This is a genomic window from Streptomyces sp. NPDC021080 (genome assembly GCF_044333225.1).
In the GTDB taxonomy this organism is placed as follows: Bacteria; Actinomycetota; Actinomycetes; order Streptomycetales; family Streptomycetaceae; genus Streptomyces.
On sequence record NZ_JBIRQM010000044.1, the window covers coordinates 1 to 13,913 of the forward strand.

Annotated in this window: 13 protein-coding genes; 8 read left to right on the top strand and 5 right to left on the bottom strand. The window is 72.2% G+C overall.

The features are described from left to right. Both ACH4S8_RS44620 and ACH4S8_RS44625 read right to left on the bottom strand, forming a co-directional pair. On the bottom strand, positions 1-937 hold a 937-nt coding region (locus tag ACH4S8_RS44620; RefSeq protein WP_398405010.1), incomplete at its 3' end, for a ScbA/BarX family gamma-butyrolactone biosynthesis protein. 855 nt (positions 938-1,792) lie between these two features. Beyond that, positions 1,793-2,017, bottom strand: coding sequence for a hypothetical protein (locus ACH4S8_RS44625; protein ID WP_398405012.1), 225 nt, complete (start codon positions 2,015-2,017; stop codon positions 1,793-1,795). A gap of 936 nt (positions 2,018-2,953) precedes the next feature. Between ACH4S8_RS44625 and ACH4S8_RS44630 the strand changes: the two genes are divergently transcribed. The 8 genes from ACH4S8_RS44630 (at position 2,954) to ACH4S8_RS44665 (ending at position 10,572) form a co-directional block, all read left to right on the top strand. Continuing rightward, positions 2,954-3,838, top strand: a complete 885-nt coding sequence (locus tag ACH4S8_RS44630; protein ID WP_398405014.1) for an HAD family phosphatase — start codon at positions 2,954-2,956, stop codon at positions 3,836-3,838. Further along, the gene (locus tag ACH4S8_RS44635) at positions 3,825-4,595 is read left to right on the top strand and encodes an SDR family NAD(P)-dependent oxidoreductase (protein ID WP_398405016.1); all 771 of its coding nucleotides are present in this window, start codon (positions 3,825-3,827) and stop codon (positions 4,593-4,595) included. The genes ACH4S8_RS44630 and ACH4S8_RS44635 overlap by 14 nt, the downstream gene beginning before the upstream one ends. Positions 4,596-4,847: 252 nt before the next feature. Further along, positions 4,848-5,513: a ScbR family autoregulator-binding transcription factor gene (locus tag ACH4S8_RS44640; protein WP_398405018.1), complete on the top strand. Its 666-nt coding sequence runs from the start codon at positions 4,848-4,850 to the stop codon at positions 5,511-5,513. A gap of 253 nt (positions 5,514-5,766) precedes the next feature. After that, entirely contained in the window at positions 5,767-6,396 is a 630-nt protein-coding gene (locus tag ACH4S8_RS44645; RefSeq protein WP_398405021.1) for a ScbR family autoregulator-binding transcription factor, read from the top strand. Positions 6,397-7,324: 928 nt separating this feature from the next. Continuing rightward, positions 7,325-8,149: a BTAD domain-containing putative transcriptional regulator gene (locus ACH4S8_RS44650; protein WP_398405023.1), complete on the top strand. Its 825-nt coding sequence runs from the start codon at positions 7,325-7,327 to the stop codon at positions 8,147-8,149. Positions 8,150-8,333: 184 nt separating this feature from the next. Then, positions 8,334-9,155 carry a BTAD domain-containing putative transcriptional regulator gene (locus ACH4S8_RS44655; RefSeq protein WP_398405025.1) on the top strand — a complete coding sequence of 274 codons (822 nt, stop codon included), beginning with the start codon at positions 8,334-8,336 and terminating at the stop codon, positions 9,153-9,155. Between the two features lie 94 nt (positions 9,156-9,249). Then, complete coding sequence (locus ACH4S8_RS44660; protein ID WP_398405027.1) at positions 9,250-10,083, top strand: thioesterase II family protein; 834 nt, start codon at positions 9,250-9,252, stop codon at positions 10,081-10,083. Between the two features lie 222 nt (positions 10,084-10,305). Further along, positions 10,306-10,572, top strand: a complete 267-nt coding sequence (locus tag ACH4S8_RS44665) for an acyl carrier protein (protein ID WP_398405029.1) — start codon at positions 10,306-10,308, stop codon at positions 10,570-10,572. Positions 10,573-10,827: 255 nt separating this feature from the next. Here the strand turns inward: ACH4S8_RS44665 and ahcY are convergent, their stop codons facing one another. From ahcY to ACH4S8_RS44680, 3 genes are all read right to left on the bottom strand, one after another. Further along, entirely contained in the window at positions 10,828-12,279 is a 1,452-nt protein-coding gene (gene ahcY / locus ACH4S8_RS44670) for an adenosylhomocysteinase (protein ID WP_398405031.1), read from the bottom strand. Beyond that, positions 12,269-13,126 carry a methylenetetrahydrofolate reductase [NAD(P)H] gene (gene metF, locus ACH4S8_RS44675; protein ID WP_398405033.1) on the bottom strand — a complete coding sequence of 286 codons (858 nt, stop codon included), beginning with the start codon at positions 13,124-13,126 and terminating at the stop codon, positions 12,269-12,271. The genes ahcY and metF overlap by 11 nt, the downstream gene beginning before the upstream one ends. Next, positions 13,123-13,913: vitamin B12 dependent-methionine synthase activation domain-containing protein (locus ACH4S8_RS44680; RefSeq protein WP_398405035.1), on the bottom strand; the 791-nt coding region annotated here is incomplete at its 5' end. The genes ACH4S8_RS44680 and metF, both read right to left, overlap by 4 nt.

Below are 13,913 nucleotides of genomic sequence, written 5' to 3' on the forward strand. Positions count from 1 at the left end.
GGGTGGGGTGGGTGGTGGTGAGGTGGGTGGTGAAGATGGGTTGGTTGTTTTGGTGTCCGGTGATGTGGATGGTGGTGTGGTTTTGGTGGGGTGGGGTGGTGGGGGTTGCGGTGATGATGCAGTCGTCGTTGAGTTCGGCGTAGTGGTGGAAGGTGGTGGTGAGGGTGGTGGGGGTGATGGTGTGGGGGTGGGTGAGGGCGGTTGCGGCCTGGCGGGCTGCTTCGAGGAGGACCATGCCGGGGTGGTGGTCGCCGTGGTGGTCGAAGAGGACGGGGTGGTCGGGGTCGGGGGTGAGGAGCCAGTGGTCGGGGTGTTGGGTGGGGGTGAGGACGACGTCGGTGGGGCGGGTGCGTCCGACGGTGGCGGGGGGCAGGGTGGTGTCCGGCCGGCGGGCCGGGCTGCTCGGGCTGGGGCGGTGGGGGCGCAGGCGTTGGTAGACGCCGGGTGAGATGCAGGTGAAGCGGCCGTTGCCGGTGGCGATGGTGGTGTTGTCGCGGTGGATGGACAGTTCCATGCGGAACCGGCTGGCTTTGCCGGCCTGGAAGACGATGTCGGTGCACACGGCGCTGAGTTCGATGTCGGTGGGTGCGGGGCCGATGTGCAGGTGGTCGGGGCGGGTGGTGAAGGCGAGGTCCCACATGATGAAGTGGTGTCCGAGGGGGACTCCCAGTTCGGTGTGGGCCAGGAGCAGGCCGGCCTGGCGGAACGTCTCTGCTGCCAGCAGCGGGTCGTGGCTGCTGCCGTCGGCGGCCTGGAAGAAGGTGTGTGCCCGCGGCCACTGGCCGCACAGCGAGAAGCGGGTTGCGCTCTGCCGTGCCCACCCGGTGAGGAAGACCTCGGCCAGGCTTGCGCGGTGGACGTATTCCTTGGGGACCGTGGTGGTCAGTCCGGGTCCCTCAGGTGTCGGCGTGGCGGTCCGTGGCGAAGCCAAAGACATACTCGATCCCCCCGGTGAGTGTGCTCGGTGCGTGTCCGAACGTTAAGATACGGACCTACCGGTTTGGTTCTCAATTGCCGCTGGGTAAAGGAACGGTCAAGCGTTCGGATTTCATGGTTCCGGATGCCGGTGCCCGGAATGTGTGACTACGCTTCCCGGCCGGTCCGGTAAACCTGTAGCAAAACGCCGCTTTTCCTTTAGAATCACGGCCTGCCGGCGCCATCGGCGCGACGGACCGCTCGCGGGCGCCGGCGGGCACTGTGTTTTCCGTGCCGTGGGAGCGGCGTTCGGGGGGAAGCCGACCGATGAAAGAACCAACTGTCCCTGCTGTTTTATGTGCCGGTGGGCGGGGTGTTCGCACCGAAGCGGCATCCCGGCGCGCCCGCGGGCCGAGATGCCGGGGCAGGCTGCCCGAAGGGGGTGCCGCCGGGGCCGGGGCGATGGCCGGGCACGGGCCGGCGGGGCGCCTGCCGGCCGGCTCCCCGGGTCTTCGGGGACGTCCGCCGCTGCCGGAGCGCCCGGATTGCGGGGAGGCGGACGGTGCCGGGCCGCTTGCCGTGCGGGCCGGCGTGCGCACTGTGCTCACCGCCCGCGGTGAGGAGCACACGCGGGTGCGCCCGCCGGCGGCCGGTGCCTTCACCGCACGGCGCACCGCCCTGCTCCGGCCGGGGACCGCCCTGCTCCGGCCGGGGACCGCCCTGCTCCGGCCGGGGACCGCCCTGCTCCGGCCGGGGACCGGCCTGACCGGCCTGGCCGGATGGCCGGCCGACTGCTCTTCGCAGGGAGTTCGCCTGCCCGTTGCCTGTCAGGGGGGTCGGCGAGACTGCCCACGATCTGACCGGTTGTCCGGCGGGTCTACCGGTCGGCCAACAGGCTGCTCTTCGCAGGGAGTTCGTCCGCCTGTTGCCCGTCAGGGTGGTCGGCGAGACCGTTCATGGCCTGACCGGTTGTCCAGCGGGTCTGCCGGATGGCCGGCCGGCCGTTCTCCGCAGGGAGTTGGTCTGCCCGTTGCCTGTCGGGGTGGTCGGCGAGACCGTCCACGATCTGGCCGGTTGTCCGGCGGGTCTGCTGGACAGTCAACCGGCTGCTCTTCGCAGGGAGTTCGCCCGCCCGTTGTCCGTCGGGGCGGTTGGTGGGATGCCCGGTCCGGCCGGGGGGCGGGTGTGCGGACCCGCACCGCATGGCCGGCGTGCTGCCCACTGTGGTGGTCGTCTTGGGGCGGGTCCGGGCCGGCCGGGCCGGGGTGTGTCTGCCGGCCGGTGGGCGAGTGGTTTGTGGGCGGGTCGGGTCCGTGCCTGAGCGGCGGTCTTGTCGCGGTGGGTGGCGAGGGCGGCTCGGGTTTGGCCGGGAAGGAATGCGTGGACGTCCTTCTCCCGGTCGGCGGGGCGGGTCACGGGACGGGGGGTGGCCTGCCGGAGCGGGCCGTCGCTGCCCGGAGCGGTCCGCCCGGTCCGCCTGGCCGGCCCGGTCGGCCCGGTTGGCCCGGAGCGGCAGGCAGGGTGTGGCGGGGGAGTGTCTTTCGGGAGGCGGCGGCGGACGAGGTGCTGCGCTCGTGGGTGTCTGCCGGCCCCGTCTTGTTTCCGTTTGCCGGCGGAGGGCACCGGTGCTGCCGGGGTGTGCACCGCCCGGGGAGGGCCGGTCGTGCCGTTGTGGGCCGCGGCCGGGTGCGGCCCGCGGCGGATGCCGGCCGGGACAGTTTTGCCCTGGGGGAGCACGGTCCGGGACCGCCCCGCCCTGGGGGAGCCCCGCCATAGGGGCACCGTTCGGGACCGCTCCGCTCTGGGGGCACCGTTCGGGACCGCCTCGTCTTGGGGTGTGGTGTTCGTTTCTGCCGGGTGTGGCTGCTTGTGATGCCTGAGGCGGCAGCGGCAGCGGCAGCGGCAGCGGCGGTGGCGGTGGCAGCGGTGGTGGTGTCGGTCGGTCTGGTGGGGGGTCTCGTGCCCGTGGCCGGTGGTGTCACCGCTGTGGCCGTGCCCGCCCGCGTCCTTCATCTCCTTCGCATCCTTTGCATCCTTCGTGTCTTTCAACTCCTTCGTGTTGTTTGTGTTGTTTGTGTCCGGTGGTCGCCGTGGGTTGTGGGTGGCCTTGATGTTCGGGGCCCGGTGGTCGGGTCCGGTAGCCGAGGAGGCAGGAAACGTGTCTACTGCTGTGCAGCGTCTGCGGCATCTGCGGCTTGCTGCGGTCAATATCGATGGTGTTCTGCTCAATGACACTTTCAGTCCGGTGATCCGGCAGATGGTGGTGGAGCGGGGTGGTGAGTACACCGCCGAGGTCGAGTACGCGCTCTTGTCCCAGTCCCAGCTCGTGGCCGCCCGGGTGTTCGCGCAGGCGGCGGGGGTGTCGCTGTCGCCGCGTCAGGTGGTGGACGCCTATCTGGAGGAGCGTGAGCGTTACCTTGTGCGCCATCCGGTGCGTGTGGTGGAGGGTGCGGCGCAGCTGCTTGCCCGGCTGCGGGGTCTGGGGCTGCGGATCGTGTGTTACGGCGGGCTGGACAGGGCGCATTTCGACCGTCATCTCGGCGGGTTCGCCGAGTTCTTCGACGGCCCCCGTTATGTGTGCACCGACGGTTTCCGTCCCGGGATCCGTGAGATCGTCCAGGACGTCTTCCGGCTGCCGTGCGACCGGGTGCTCGTCGTCGACGACGTGGCCAGGGTCGCGGAGGAGGCCTGCCGGCTGGGGGTGCCTTTCATCGGTTGCCCCGGCGACTTCGAGCACGGTCATCAGCGGGCCCTGATGGAGGAGGCCGGTGTGCGGCATCTGGTGCGCAGCCTGCGGGAGATCGACGGGCAGCTGCTGCGGACGGTGGACGCCGAAGCGGCCGCGGGCACGTTCTGGGGGGACACGCGGCCCCCGGGTGCCGCTGCTTCGGGCAGTGAGGGAGCGGTCCGTGCCGGACGGTGATGCCCCGCTGGGCGGAAAGGTCGTGGTCATCACCGGGGCCAGCAGCGGCATCGGAGCGGCCGCGGCCGAGGTCTTCGCCCGCCAGGGAGCCCGCCTGGTGCTCGCGGCGCGCCGTGGGGAACGGCTGCGCGAGCTGGCGGGCCGGCTGGTGGACGAGGGGGCCACGGCGAGCTATGTCGTCGCCGACGTCTCGCGCACCGAGGACGCCCGGGCGATGGTGGAGCACGCGATGTCCCGGTACGGAAGGCTGGACGCGGCGTTCAACAACGCCGGGGTCGGCATCGAGAGGACTCCGCTGCACCTGATCGACGACGACTCCTACGAGCACGTCATGGCCACCAACGTGCGCGGGGTGTGGAACTGCCTGCGCCACGAGATCGCTGCCATGCTCACCTGCGGGGGAGGGGCCATCGTCAACACCAGCAGCGTCGGCGGCCTGGTCGCCTCCTCGACGGCCGCGCCCTACATCGCCTCCAAGCACGCGGTCATCGGCCTGACGAAGGCGGCCGCCGTCGAGTACGCCGGCCACAACATCCGGGTCAACGCGATCGCTCCCGGCCTGGCCCGCTCGGAGCTGGTCGACGCCTGGTTCACCCGGCACCCGCAGGCGGAGCAGAAGGCCTGCCGTTCGGCCCCCCAGGCCCGGGCGGCCGATCCGCGGGAGGTGGCCGAGGCGGCGGCATGGCTGTGCAGCGACCGGGCCTCCTTCGTCACCGGCGCGACGGTCCCGGTGGACGGAGGACGCACGGCCTGGTGAACGCCCCTCTTTCCGGGCGGGGGAGGGCGGCGGCGAGCGGGCGGGCCCGCGGGGGAGCACGAGCCCGGCCCCCCGGCGGATCCGCCCGCCCCCCGCCCCCTGCTCCCGCCTCCCGTCCCCTGTCTCCCCCGGCGCGGCGGCGGGCCGCGCCTCCCCGGGCCGCAGAACAATTCCATGCGGCCTGTTTTTCCCGCCGGCCCCGTGTTATAAGGTACGACGTGGTTGGTTTAATTTTGATAGAAGGAGGGTCTCGTGGCTCGGCAGGAGAGAGCTGTACAGACTCGACGCGCTGTTCTTGAGGCAGCCGCCGCCGTCTTCGCGGAACGCGGGTACGCGGCCGCCACCATCGCCGAGATCCTCAGCAGGGCCAGTGTCACCAAAGGCGCCCTGTACTTCCACTTCGACTCCAAGGCGGCCCTGGCCCAGGGGGTGCTCCAGGCGCAGGTCACGGCGGAGTACCACCTGCCCCGGGAGCTGAAGCTGCAGGAGTGGGTGGACGCCGGCATGACCCTGGCCAAGCGCCTGCCCCGGGAGCCGATGCTGCTCGCCGGGGTCCGGCTGTCCGCCGACCTGCAGGGGCGGGACGTCTTCGGCAGCGCCTGGCCGGCGTGGACCGAGGTGACCACGTCCTTTCTGACCGAGGCCAAGGGGCGGGGCGAGGTGCTTCCCCATGTGGTGCCCGAGCAGGCCGCCCAGGTCTTCCTCGGCGCGTGGATCGGGGTGCAGTTCGTCTCGCAGGCCGTCACCGACTGGGCGGACCTGGAAGAGCGCATGTCGGCCCTGTACGACTTCGTGCTCCCCGCCATCGCGGTTCCGGCCGTTCTCGTCCGGCTCGACACCGCGCCCGACCGGGGCGCCCGGGTGATGGCCGAGGTGGAGCACAAGACGCCGGCAGCCCTCGCCGCGGCCGGCGACTGACCCCCGGCGGCCCCGCCCGGGCCGGTGACCGGCGCCGGCGGGCTTCGCCGCGGCGCCCTGCCGGCCTCCAGCCGGGCGCTCTTTACGGCGTAGCTGTTCGGCCAGCCCCGTACTTCCTTCGGCCTTCCCCCCATGCAAAACCGCGCAGACGGTTTAATATTGCGGCCTCGCCCTGATTGCACGTGCTGCGTGAGGGGACGGGGTGAGGCGGGGGCCGGACTCCAGGCCCCCGAAACCGACCGGGGAGGATCGGATGGTCAGGCAAGAGCGTGCGGTTCGGACACGCCGCGCACTGATCCGCGCGGCCGCAGAGGTTTTCGCCGACGAGGGATACGTGCCGGCCTCCCTGCCGGTGATCAGCGAGCGGGCCGGCGTGAGCAAGGGGGCCCTGTACTTCCACTTCGAGAGCAAGACCGCCCTGGCCGGCGCCGTGGAGGAGGAGGCGGCCAGGAGGCTGGAGCAGATCCTCGAACAGGCCCGGCAGCGGCCGGCCCTCCCGCGGCTGCAGCTGCTGGCCGAGGCGACCGGCGCCCTCGCGGCCCTGATGGCGGCCGACGTGGTGATGCGGGCCGGATTCCAGCTGGACGGGGACGTCACGCGCGAGGGCGGCCTGGAACTGTCCCGCCGCTGGCGGGCATGGGTCGCCGAGATGCTGCGCCAGGCCCAGCACGAGGGCGAACTGGCGAGCGGCGTCTCCTGGCGGGCGGTGGAGACGGCGGTGGTCACCAGCACGATCGGCCTGCAGGTCCTGGCGGCCCGGGACGAGGGGTGGCGCTCCGAGGAGCGGGCGGGACAGCTGTGGGGCCTGCTGCTGCGGGCGGCCGGGCGGCCGGTGCCGGAACCCGCAGCCGGCCAGGCACCGGCCCCGCAGGGGCTGCTCTGACGCCAAAGAGGCCAACCGTCCAAGGAGCGGGCGGGGGCGGCTCTAGAGCCTGCTGCGGCCGACCGGCCGGCCAGGGCCCCGGCCCCGCAGGGGCTGCTCTGGCGTAAACGGGCCAATCGTCCGGGGGCGGGCGGGGTGGCTGTAGGGCCTGCTGCTGTGGCCGGCCGGCCGGGCCCCGGCCCCGCAGGGGCTGCCCTGACGTAAGCAGGCCAACTGTCCGGGGAGCGGCCGTGGGCGGCCGTGGGGCTTGATGTTGCGGGCGGCCGGGCGGCACGCGCCGGAACCCGCAGCCGGCCAGGCGCCGGCCCCGCGGGGACTCTGGCGTAAACAAACCAACCGTCCGAAGGGCGGGCGGGGGCGGCCGCGGAGCCTGATGCTGCGGCCGGCCGCCGGCCCCGCGGGGGCTCTGACGTGAACGGGCCAACCGTCCGGGGGAGCGGTGGGGCAGCTGCAGGGGGCCTGCTGCGGCCGGTCACCGGCCGCAGCAGGGGCTTGCTCCGACGTAAGCGGGCCAATCGTCCGGGGAGCGGGCGGGGGCGGCCGTGGGGCCTGCCGCTGCGGGCGGCCGGGCGGCACGCGCCGGAACCCGCGGCCGGCCGGGCCCCGGCCCCGAGAGGGCTGCTCCGACACCGAACAGGCCAGCCGTCCAAGGAGCGGTGGGGCGGCTGCGGGGCCTGCTGCGGCCGGCCGCTCACCGGCCCCGCGGGGGCTGCTCCGGCGCAAACGGGCCAACCGTCCACGGAGCGGGCGGGACGGCCGCGGGCCTGCTGCTGCAGGCGGCCGGGCACCCGCCCCGCGGGGGCTCTGACGTAAACGGGCCAACTGTCCGGGTATTGACAAACCGCATGGACTGTTTTTAACTCGGTGCCCTGCTCGCCACCACGGCGGGATCGGACGGCGCTTGCGGCGACGACTAGGGGGAGCTGGCGTGGATATCCAGGTACTGGGCACCTTGGACGTACGGGAGGCGGGGGTGTCCATCACCCCCACGGCGCCCAAGGCGCGACGGGTGCTGGCTCTGCTGGCGCTGCACGCCGATCAGCCCGTGCCCGTCTCCTCGCTGATCGAGGAGCTGTGGGGCGGGCGGCCGCCGCGCAGCGCGCGGACCACCCTGCAGACGTATGTGCTGCAGCTGCGCGAGCTGATCACCGCCGCCCTCGGCGCGGGCGCCGGGCAGGCGGCGACGGCCAAGGACATCCTGGTGACGTGCCCCGGCGGCTATCTGCTGAACGCGCGGGGCGGCACCAGCGACGTGCGCGAGTTCGACCGCCTGGCGGGCCTTGGCTACCGGGCCATGGACGCCGGTGACCACGAGCGCGCGGCACGCCTGCTGCGCGAGGCTCTCGCCCTGTGGGGCGGCGCGCCCTTCGTGGACGTCCAGTCCGGGCCCCAGCTGGAGATCGAGGCGCGGCGCCTGCAGGAGAGCCGGCTGTGCGCTCTGGACCAGCGCATCGAGGCGGACCTGAGGCTGGGCCGCCACCGCGAACTGCTGCCCGAACTGACCGTCCTGGCCAGCCGGTACCGCACGCACGAGACCCTCCACGGGCAGTTCATGGTGGCGCTGCAGCGCTCCGGCCGCCGCAGCGAGGCCCTCGAGGTGTACCGCATGCTGCGCACCACCCTCGTGCGTGAACTGGGCATCGAGCCGTCCGCCGCCCTTGGCCGCCTGCAGCGCTCCGTCCTGCTGGCCGGCCCCGACCAGGCGCCGGCGGCCCCGGGGGCCGGGCGCCGCCTGGTGCCGGTGTCGGGCTGAAGCCGCAGCCGCTCACGGGGCGCCGCACCGCCGCCCCGGCGCCCGGTGTGCGGCGGGTGGAAGCCGGCTCGACGGGGACTCGAGGAACCCGGTGCGGACGATCTCGGGGCGTTACGGTGCATACAGCACACGCTCTTCGAACATGTGATCGAAGGGAAGACGACGTGAATGGGGGACCGGAGACATGAGGATTCAGATACTGGGTCCACTGAATGCCGAGATCGGCGGTGTGTCGATCGCGCCGACGGCGAGCAAGCCGCGGCAGATCCTGGCACTTTTGGCGCTGCACCCGGGCCGGGTGATGCCCGTACCCACCCTGATGGAGGAGATCTGGGGCGCCGAGCCCCCGGTCAGCGCCCTGACCACCCTGCAGACCTACATCCTCCAGCTGCGCCGCCGGCTCGGCACGGCCATGGGGCCGGACTCCCCGCGCAACGCCAAGGACGTCCTGGTCACCCGCCACGGCGGATACATGCTGCAGATCCCCTCCGAAAGCGTCGACGTGCACACCTACGAGCGGCTCGTGACCGCGGGCCGCACCGCGTTCGAAGCCGGTGACGACGCGCACGCGGCGCAGTCGCTGCGCCAGGCACTGGACCTCTGGCAGGGCCCGGCCCTGGTCGACGTGCGCGTGGGACCGGTCCTGAGCATCGAGACGCTGCACCTGGACGAGAGCAGGCTCGGCACCGTGGAACGGCGCATCGACGCCGAACTGCGCCTGGGACGGCACACCGAACTGATCGCCGAACTGCGGGACCTCATCGCACGTCACCCCCAGCACGAGGGACTGCACTCCCAGGCCATGGTGGCGCTCTACCGGTCGGGCCGGCAGGCCGCGGGACTCGACGTGTACCGGCAGCTGCGGGTACGGCTCATCGAGGAACTGGGCGTGGAGCCCTCCCCCCAGCTGCAGCGCCTGCACCAGGCCATGCTGAGCGTGGACCCCGCGCTCGACGTCGCCGCAAGCCCCCGCCGGGGCTCGACCTTCGACCTCTACGCATCCTGACCCGCCCGTGACGTCGTGACCGCTTCGAGCCCGCCTCTAGCACCGTCGGCAAGGCTGGACAGGCCCGCAGAACCAGGGCCGAAGAGAGGCGGACATGGCGGACATGGCAGCACCCGTACGGCTGTACTGCTTCGCGCACGCAGGGGCCGGAGTCTCTGCCTTCCACGGCTGGGCGCGCACCCTGGGCCCCGGCGTCGAGACCGTGCCCGTGCTGCTGCCGGGCCGGGAGAGCCGGCGGCGTGAACCCCGCCCGACAGAGCGCGCGGCACTCGTCGCCGACCTGCTGGAACACGTCAGGCCCGAGCCGGACCAGACGTTCGTCCTGTACGGACACAGCCTGGGCGCCATGGTGGCCCACACCCTCACCCAGGCCCTGCAGGAGAGGGGACTGCCGCTTCCCGCCCTGCTGGCCGTCGGCGCCTGCCCGCCGCCGGACCGGGCCAACGAACTGTCCGACGACTTCCCCGCATCCGACGCCACCTTGATGGACCGGCTGCGCACCGTGGGAGCCGTGCCCGACGGCGCGACCCCGGGCGACTACTGGCACCGGGCGCTGCTGCCCGTGCTGCGCGACGACCTGCGCCTGGCGCACGCGCTGCGCGCCGCGGCCCGCCGCACCGCCGATCTCGACGGCCGGGTACCGGTCCCGCTGCTCGCCCTTTCCGCCGACCGCGACCCGCTCGCCCCGCCCGCCGTCGTCGAGGGCTGGCGCAACTGGAGCGCCGGCCCGGTGGTGACACGCACGGTCGGCGGCGACCACTTCTTCGTCCGCAGCAGCGCACTGCCCCGCCTGCTGGGGCGTGCCATCCGCGTCGTGCAACGCCTTTGCCCCGCCCCGCCCGCACCGGGGCCGGGGCGGGACACGGTCCCGGACCCGCGCCACGGCGCGCCGCAAGGGCCCGGCCCACGAGCCCTCGTGGCCCGGTGACACACCGCGGCGTTCCTGCCCGGACCCGGACCCGGACCCGGACCCGGACCCGGACCCGGACCCGGACCCGGACCCGGACCCGGACCCGGACCCGGACCCGGACCCGGACCCGGGCCGGCGCACGGCACCCGGCCCGGGCCGGAAACCGCTGACGACCCCGCGCCGATCCACCGATCCACCGACCGCTGACCGTGCCCGGCACGAGAAAAGAGAGAGGCCCCGATGCAACCGCTCGACATAAAGGATCTGGTCGTCCTGCTGCGCACCAAAGCCGGTGACAGCGACACCTGCGACCTGGACGGCGATGTCCTGGACGTCCCGTTCTCCGAGCTCAACTACGACTCGCTGGCCCTGCTGCAGGTCACCGGCGCCATCGAACGCGACCACGGCGTGGCCCTCGACGAGGAGGCACTGGAGGAGGCCGACACCCCGCGCCAGTACCTCGCCGTCGTCAACCAGGTGCTCGCGGACGCCACCCGCGCGGCCTGAGCGACGCCGTCCTCGAACCCCCCTTCCCCCCCACAGGGGGGCGGTCCCAACGGACCGCCCCCCGTTTTTCGCGCTCCGGTCCGCCTTTTCCGCCCCGGAGGTACGCCGGACTTCCCCCCGCCCCCGCCCCTGCCCCCCCCGGGGCGGCGCCGGCTGTCGCCGCGGTGGCACCTGCCCCCGGGGGGACCGGGTGGTCCGCCCACGCGACGGTGCCCGGCCGGAAGATCCCGGCCGGGCACCGTCGCGATGGGCGGTTCAGTAGCGGTAGTGGTCCGGCTTGTAGGGGCCCTCGACCTCGACACCGATGTAGGAGGCCTGCTCGGGGCGGAGCGTCGTGAGCTTGACGCCGAGGGCGTCGAGGTGGAGGCGGGCGACCTTCTCGTCGAGGTGCTTGGGCAGCACGTAGACGTCGGTCGGGTACTCCTCGGGCTTGGTGAACAGCTCGATCTGGGCCAGGGTCTGGTCCGCGAAGCTGTTGGACATCACGAAGGACGGGTGGCCGGTGGCGTTGCCCAGGTTGAGCAGGCGGCCCTCGGACAGCACGATGATGACCTTGCCGTCGGGGAACGTCCAGGTGTGGACCTGCGGCTTGACCTCGTCCTTGACGATGCCGTCGATCTTCGCGAGGCCGGCCATGTCGATCTCGTTGTCGAAGTGACCGATGTTCCCGACGATCGCCTGGTGCTTCATCTTGGCCATGTCCGCGGCCATGATGATGTCCTTGTTGCCCGTCGTGGTGACGAAGATGTCGGCCTTGTCGACGACCTCGTCCAGGGTCGTGACCTGGTAGCCGTCCATCGCCGCCTGCAGCGCGCAGATCGGGTCGATCTCGGTGATGATCACGCGGGCGCCCTGGCCGCGCAGGGACTCGGCGCAGCCCTTGCCCACGTCGCCGTAGCCGCAGACGACGGCGGTCTTGCCGCCGATCAGGGTGTCGGTGGCACGGTTGATGCCGTCGATCAGCGAGTGCCGGCAGCCGTACTTGTTGTCGAACTTCGACTTCGTCACCGCGTCGTTCACGTTGATCGCCGGGAACAGCAGCGTGCCGTCGCGGTACATCTCGTACAGGCGGTGCACGCCGGTGGTGGTCTCCTCGGTCACGCCGCGGATCTCCGAGGCGAGCCGGGTCCACTTCTGCGAGCCGTCGGTGATCGTGCGGTTGAGGAGTTCGAGGACGACGCGGTGCTCGTCGTTCTCGGCGGTGTCGATGGAGGGGACCTTGCCGTCCTTCTCGTACCGGACGCCGTTGTGGACCAGCAGGGTGGCGTCACCGCCGTCGTCCAGGATCATGTTCGGGCCGCCGGTGGGGGTGTTCGGCCAGGTCAGCGCCTGCTCCGTGCACCACCAGTACTCCTCCAGGGTTTCGCCCTTCCAGGCGAAGACCGGGACGCCCTGCGGGTTGTCCGGAGTGCCGTCGGGGCCGACCGCGATGGCGGCGGCGGCGTGGTCCTGGGTGGAGAAGATGTTGCAGGACGCCCAGCGGACCTCGGCGCCCAGGGCGACGAGGGTCTCGATCAGGACGGCGGTCTGCACCGTCATGTGCAGGGAACCGGTGACCCGGGCGCCGGCCAGCGGCTGCGCGGCGGCGTACTCCTTGCGGATCGACATCAGGCCGGGCATCTCGTGCTCGGCGAGGGTGATCTCCTTGCGGCCGAAGGCGGCCAGGGACAGGTCGGCGACCTTGAAGTCCGCGAACTCAGGCGACACGAATGCTCCTTGAACTGATGACGTTACGGTGGATGTCCAGGGCCGCGGTGGACCTGTTCAGGGTGATGTAGTGCAGTCCGGGCGCCCCCTCGGCGAGAAGGCGTTCGGCCATGGCGGTGGCGTACTCGACGCCGATGCGGTGGCCCGCGGCGGGATCGTCGCGGGCCGCTTCCAGCCGGTGGGCCAGGTCCTCGGGGAAGGCGGCGTCGCTGAGTTCGGCGAAACGGCGGATCTGGCGTACGTCGGTGGCGGGCATGATCTCGGGGATGATCGGGATGTCGCATCCGGCCGCGGCCACCTTGTCGCGCAGCCGCAGGTAGTCCTCGACGCGGAAGAACATCTGCGTGATGGCGTAGTCGGCGCCGGCCCGGCACTTGGCCACGAAGTGTTGGATGTCGCTGTCCCAGTCGGGCGAGCGGGGATGCCGCTCGGGGAAGGCGGCCACCCCGATGGTGAAGTCGCCCAGCGAGCGGACGAGTTCGACCAGTTGGTAGGCGTGGGTGAAGCCGTCCGGGCGCGGCACCCACGGCCCTTTGGGGGCGCCGGGGGGATCACCGCGCAGGACGAGGAGGTCGGTGATGCCGGCGTCCGCGTAGGCGCCGATGATGTGCCGCAGCTCGGCCACCGAGTGGCCCACGGCGGTGAGATGCGCGACCGGGCGCAGGGTCGTCTCCGCCGCGAGACGTCGGGTGACCTCGATGGTCCGGTCCCGGGAGGAGCCGCCCGCACCGTAGGTCACGGAGACGAAGTCCGGCCGCAGTGCCTCTGCCCGGCGGATCGCCTGCCACAGCGTTCGTTCGCCGGCGGGGGTCTTCGGCGGGAAGAACTCGAAGGAAAAGCTCGTCATGCGCGGCCTCCCGCGTTGAAGTAGCTCGCCTGCGGGTGGTGGACGACGATCGCGTCGGTGGACTGCTCGGGGTGCAGCTGGAACTCCTCGGAGAGGCGGACGCCGATGCGCTCGGGCCGGAGCAGGCCGGCGATCTTCACCCGGTCCTCCAGGTCGGGGCAGGCCGGATAGCCGAGCGAGTAGCGGCAGCCCTGGTACTCGGTGCGCAGCATCCCCTCCAGGTGTGCCGGCTCTTGGCCCGCGACACCGAGTTCGGCGCGGACCCGGGCGTGCCAGTACTCGGCCAGGGCCTCGGCGAGCTGGACGGACAGGCCGTGCAGTTCGAGGTAGTCGCGGTAGGCGTCGGCCGCGAACAGCCGTGCGGTCTCCTCCCCGATCCTCGAGCCGACGGTGACGACCTGGAGGCCGACCACGTCGGTCTCGCCGGACTCCTGGGGGCGGAAGAAGTCGGCCAGGCACAGCCGGCGGCCGCGGGACTGGCGGGGGAAGGTGAAACGGGTCCGCTCGCCGCCGTGCTCGTCCAGGATGATCAGGTCGTCGTCCTTGGAGACGCACGGGAAGTAGCCGTGCACGACGGCCGCCTCCAGCAGACTCTCCCGCTGGAGCCGGTCCAGCAGACCGCGCAGCCGGGGCCGGCCCTCGCTCTCCACCAGGTCCTTCGTCAGCCCCCACTGCCCCCGGAACAGGGCCGTCTCGTCCAGCCAGGAGGCGTACTCCTTGAGCTGGATGCCCTTGATCACGCGGGTGCCGGTGAAGGGGGCCTTCGGAACCGGGTTGTCGGTGGCCA

Excerpts from the sequence above, each read along its gene's own strand:
- ACH4S8_RS44655 (WP_398405025.1), top strand. The coding sequence starts at position 8,334 with ATGAGGATTCAGATACTGGGTCCACTGAATGCCGAGATCGGCGGTGTG.
- ACH4S8_RS44645 (WP_398405021.1), top strand. The coding sequence starts at position 5,767 with ATGGTCAGGCAAGAGCGTGCGGTTCGGACACGCCGCGCACTGATCCGC.
- metF (WP_398405033.1), bottom strand. The coding sequence starts at position 13,126 with ATGACGAGCTTTTCCTTCGAGTTCTTCCCGCCGAAGACCCCCGCCGGC.
- ACH4S8_RS44665 (WP_398405029.1), top strand. The coding sequence starts at position 10,306 with ATGCAACCGCTCGACATAAAGGATCTGGTCGTCCTGCTGCGCACCAAA.
- ACH4S8_RS44660 (WP_398405027.1), top strand. The coding sequence starts at position 9,250 with ATGGCGGACATGGCAGCACCCGTACGGCTGTACTGCTTCGCGCACGCA.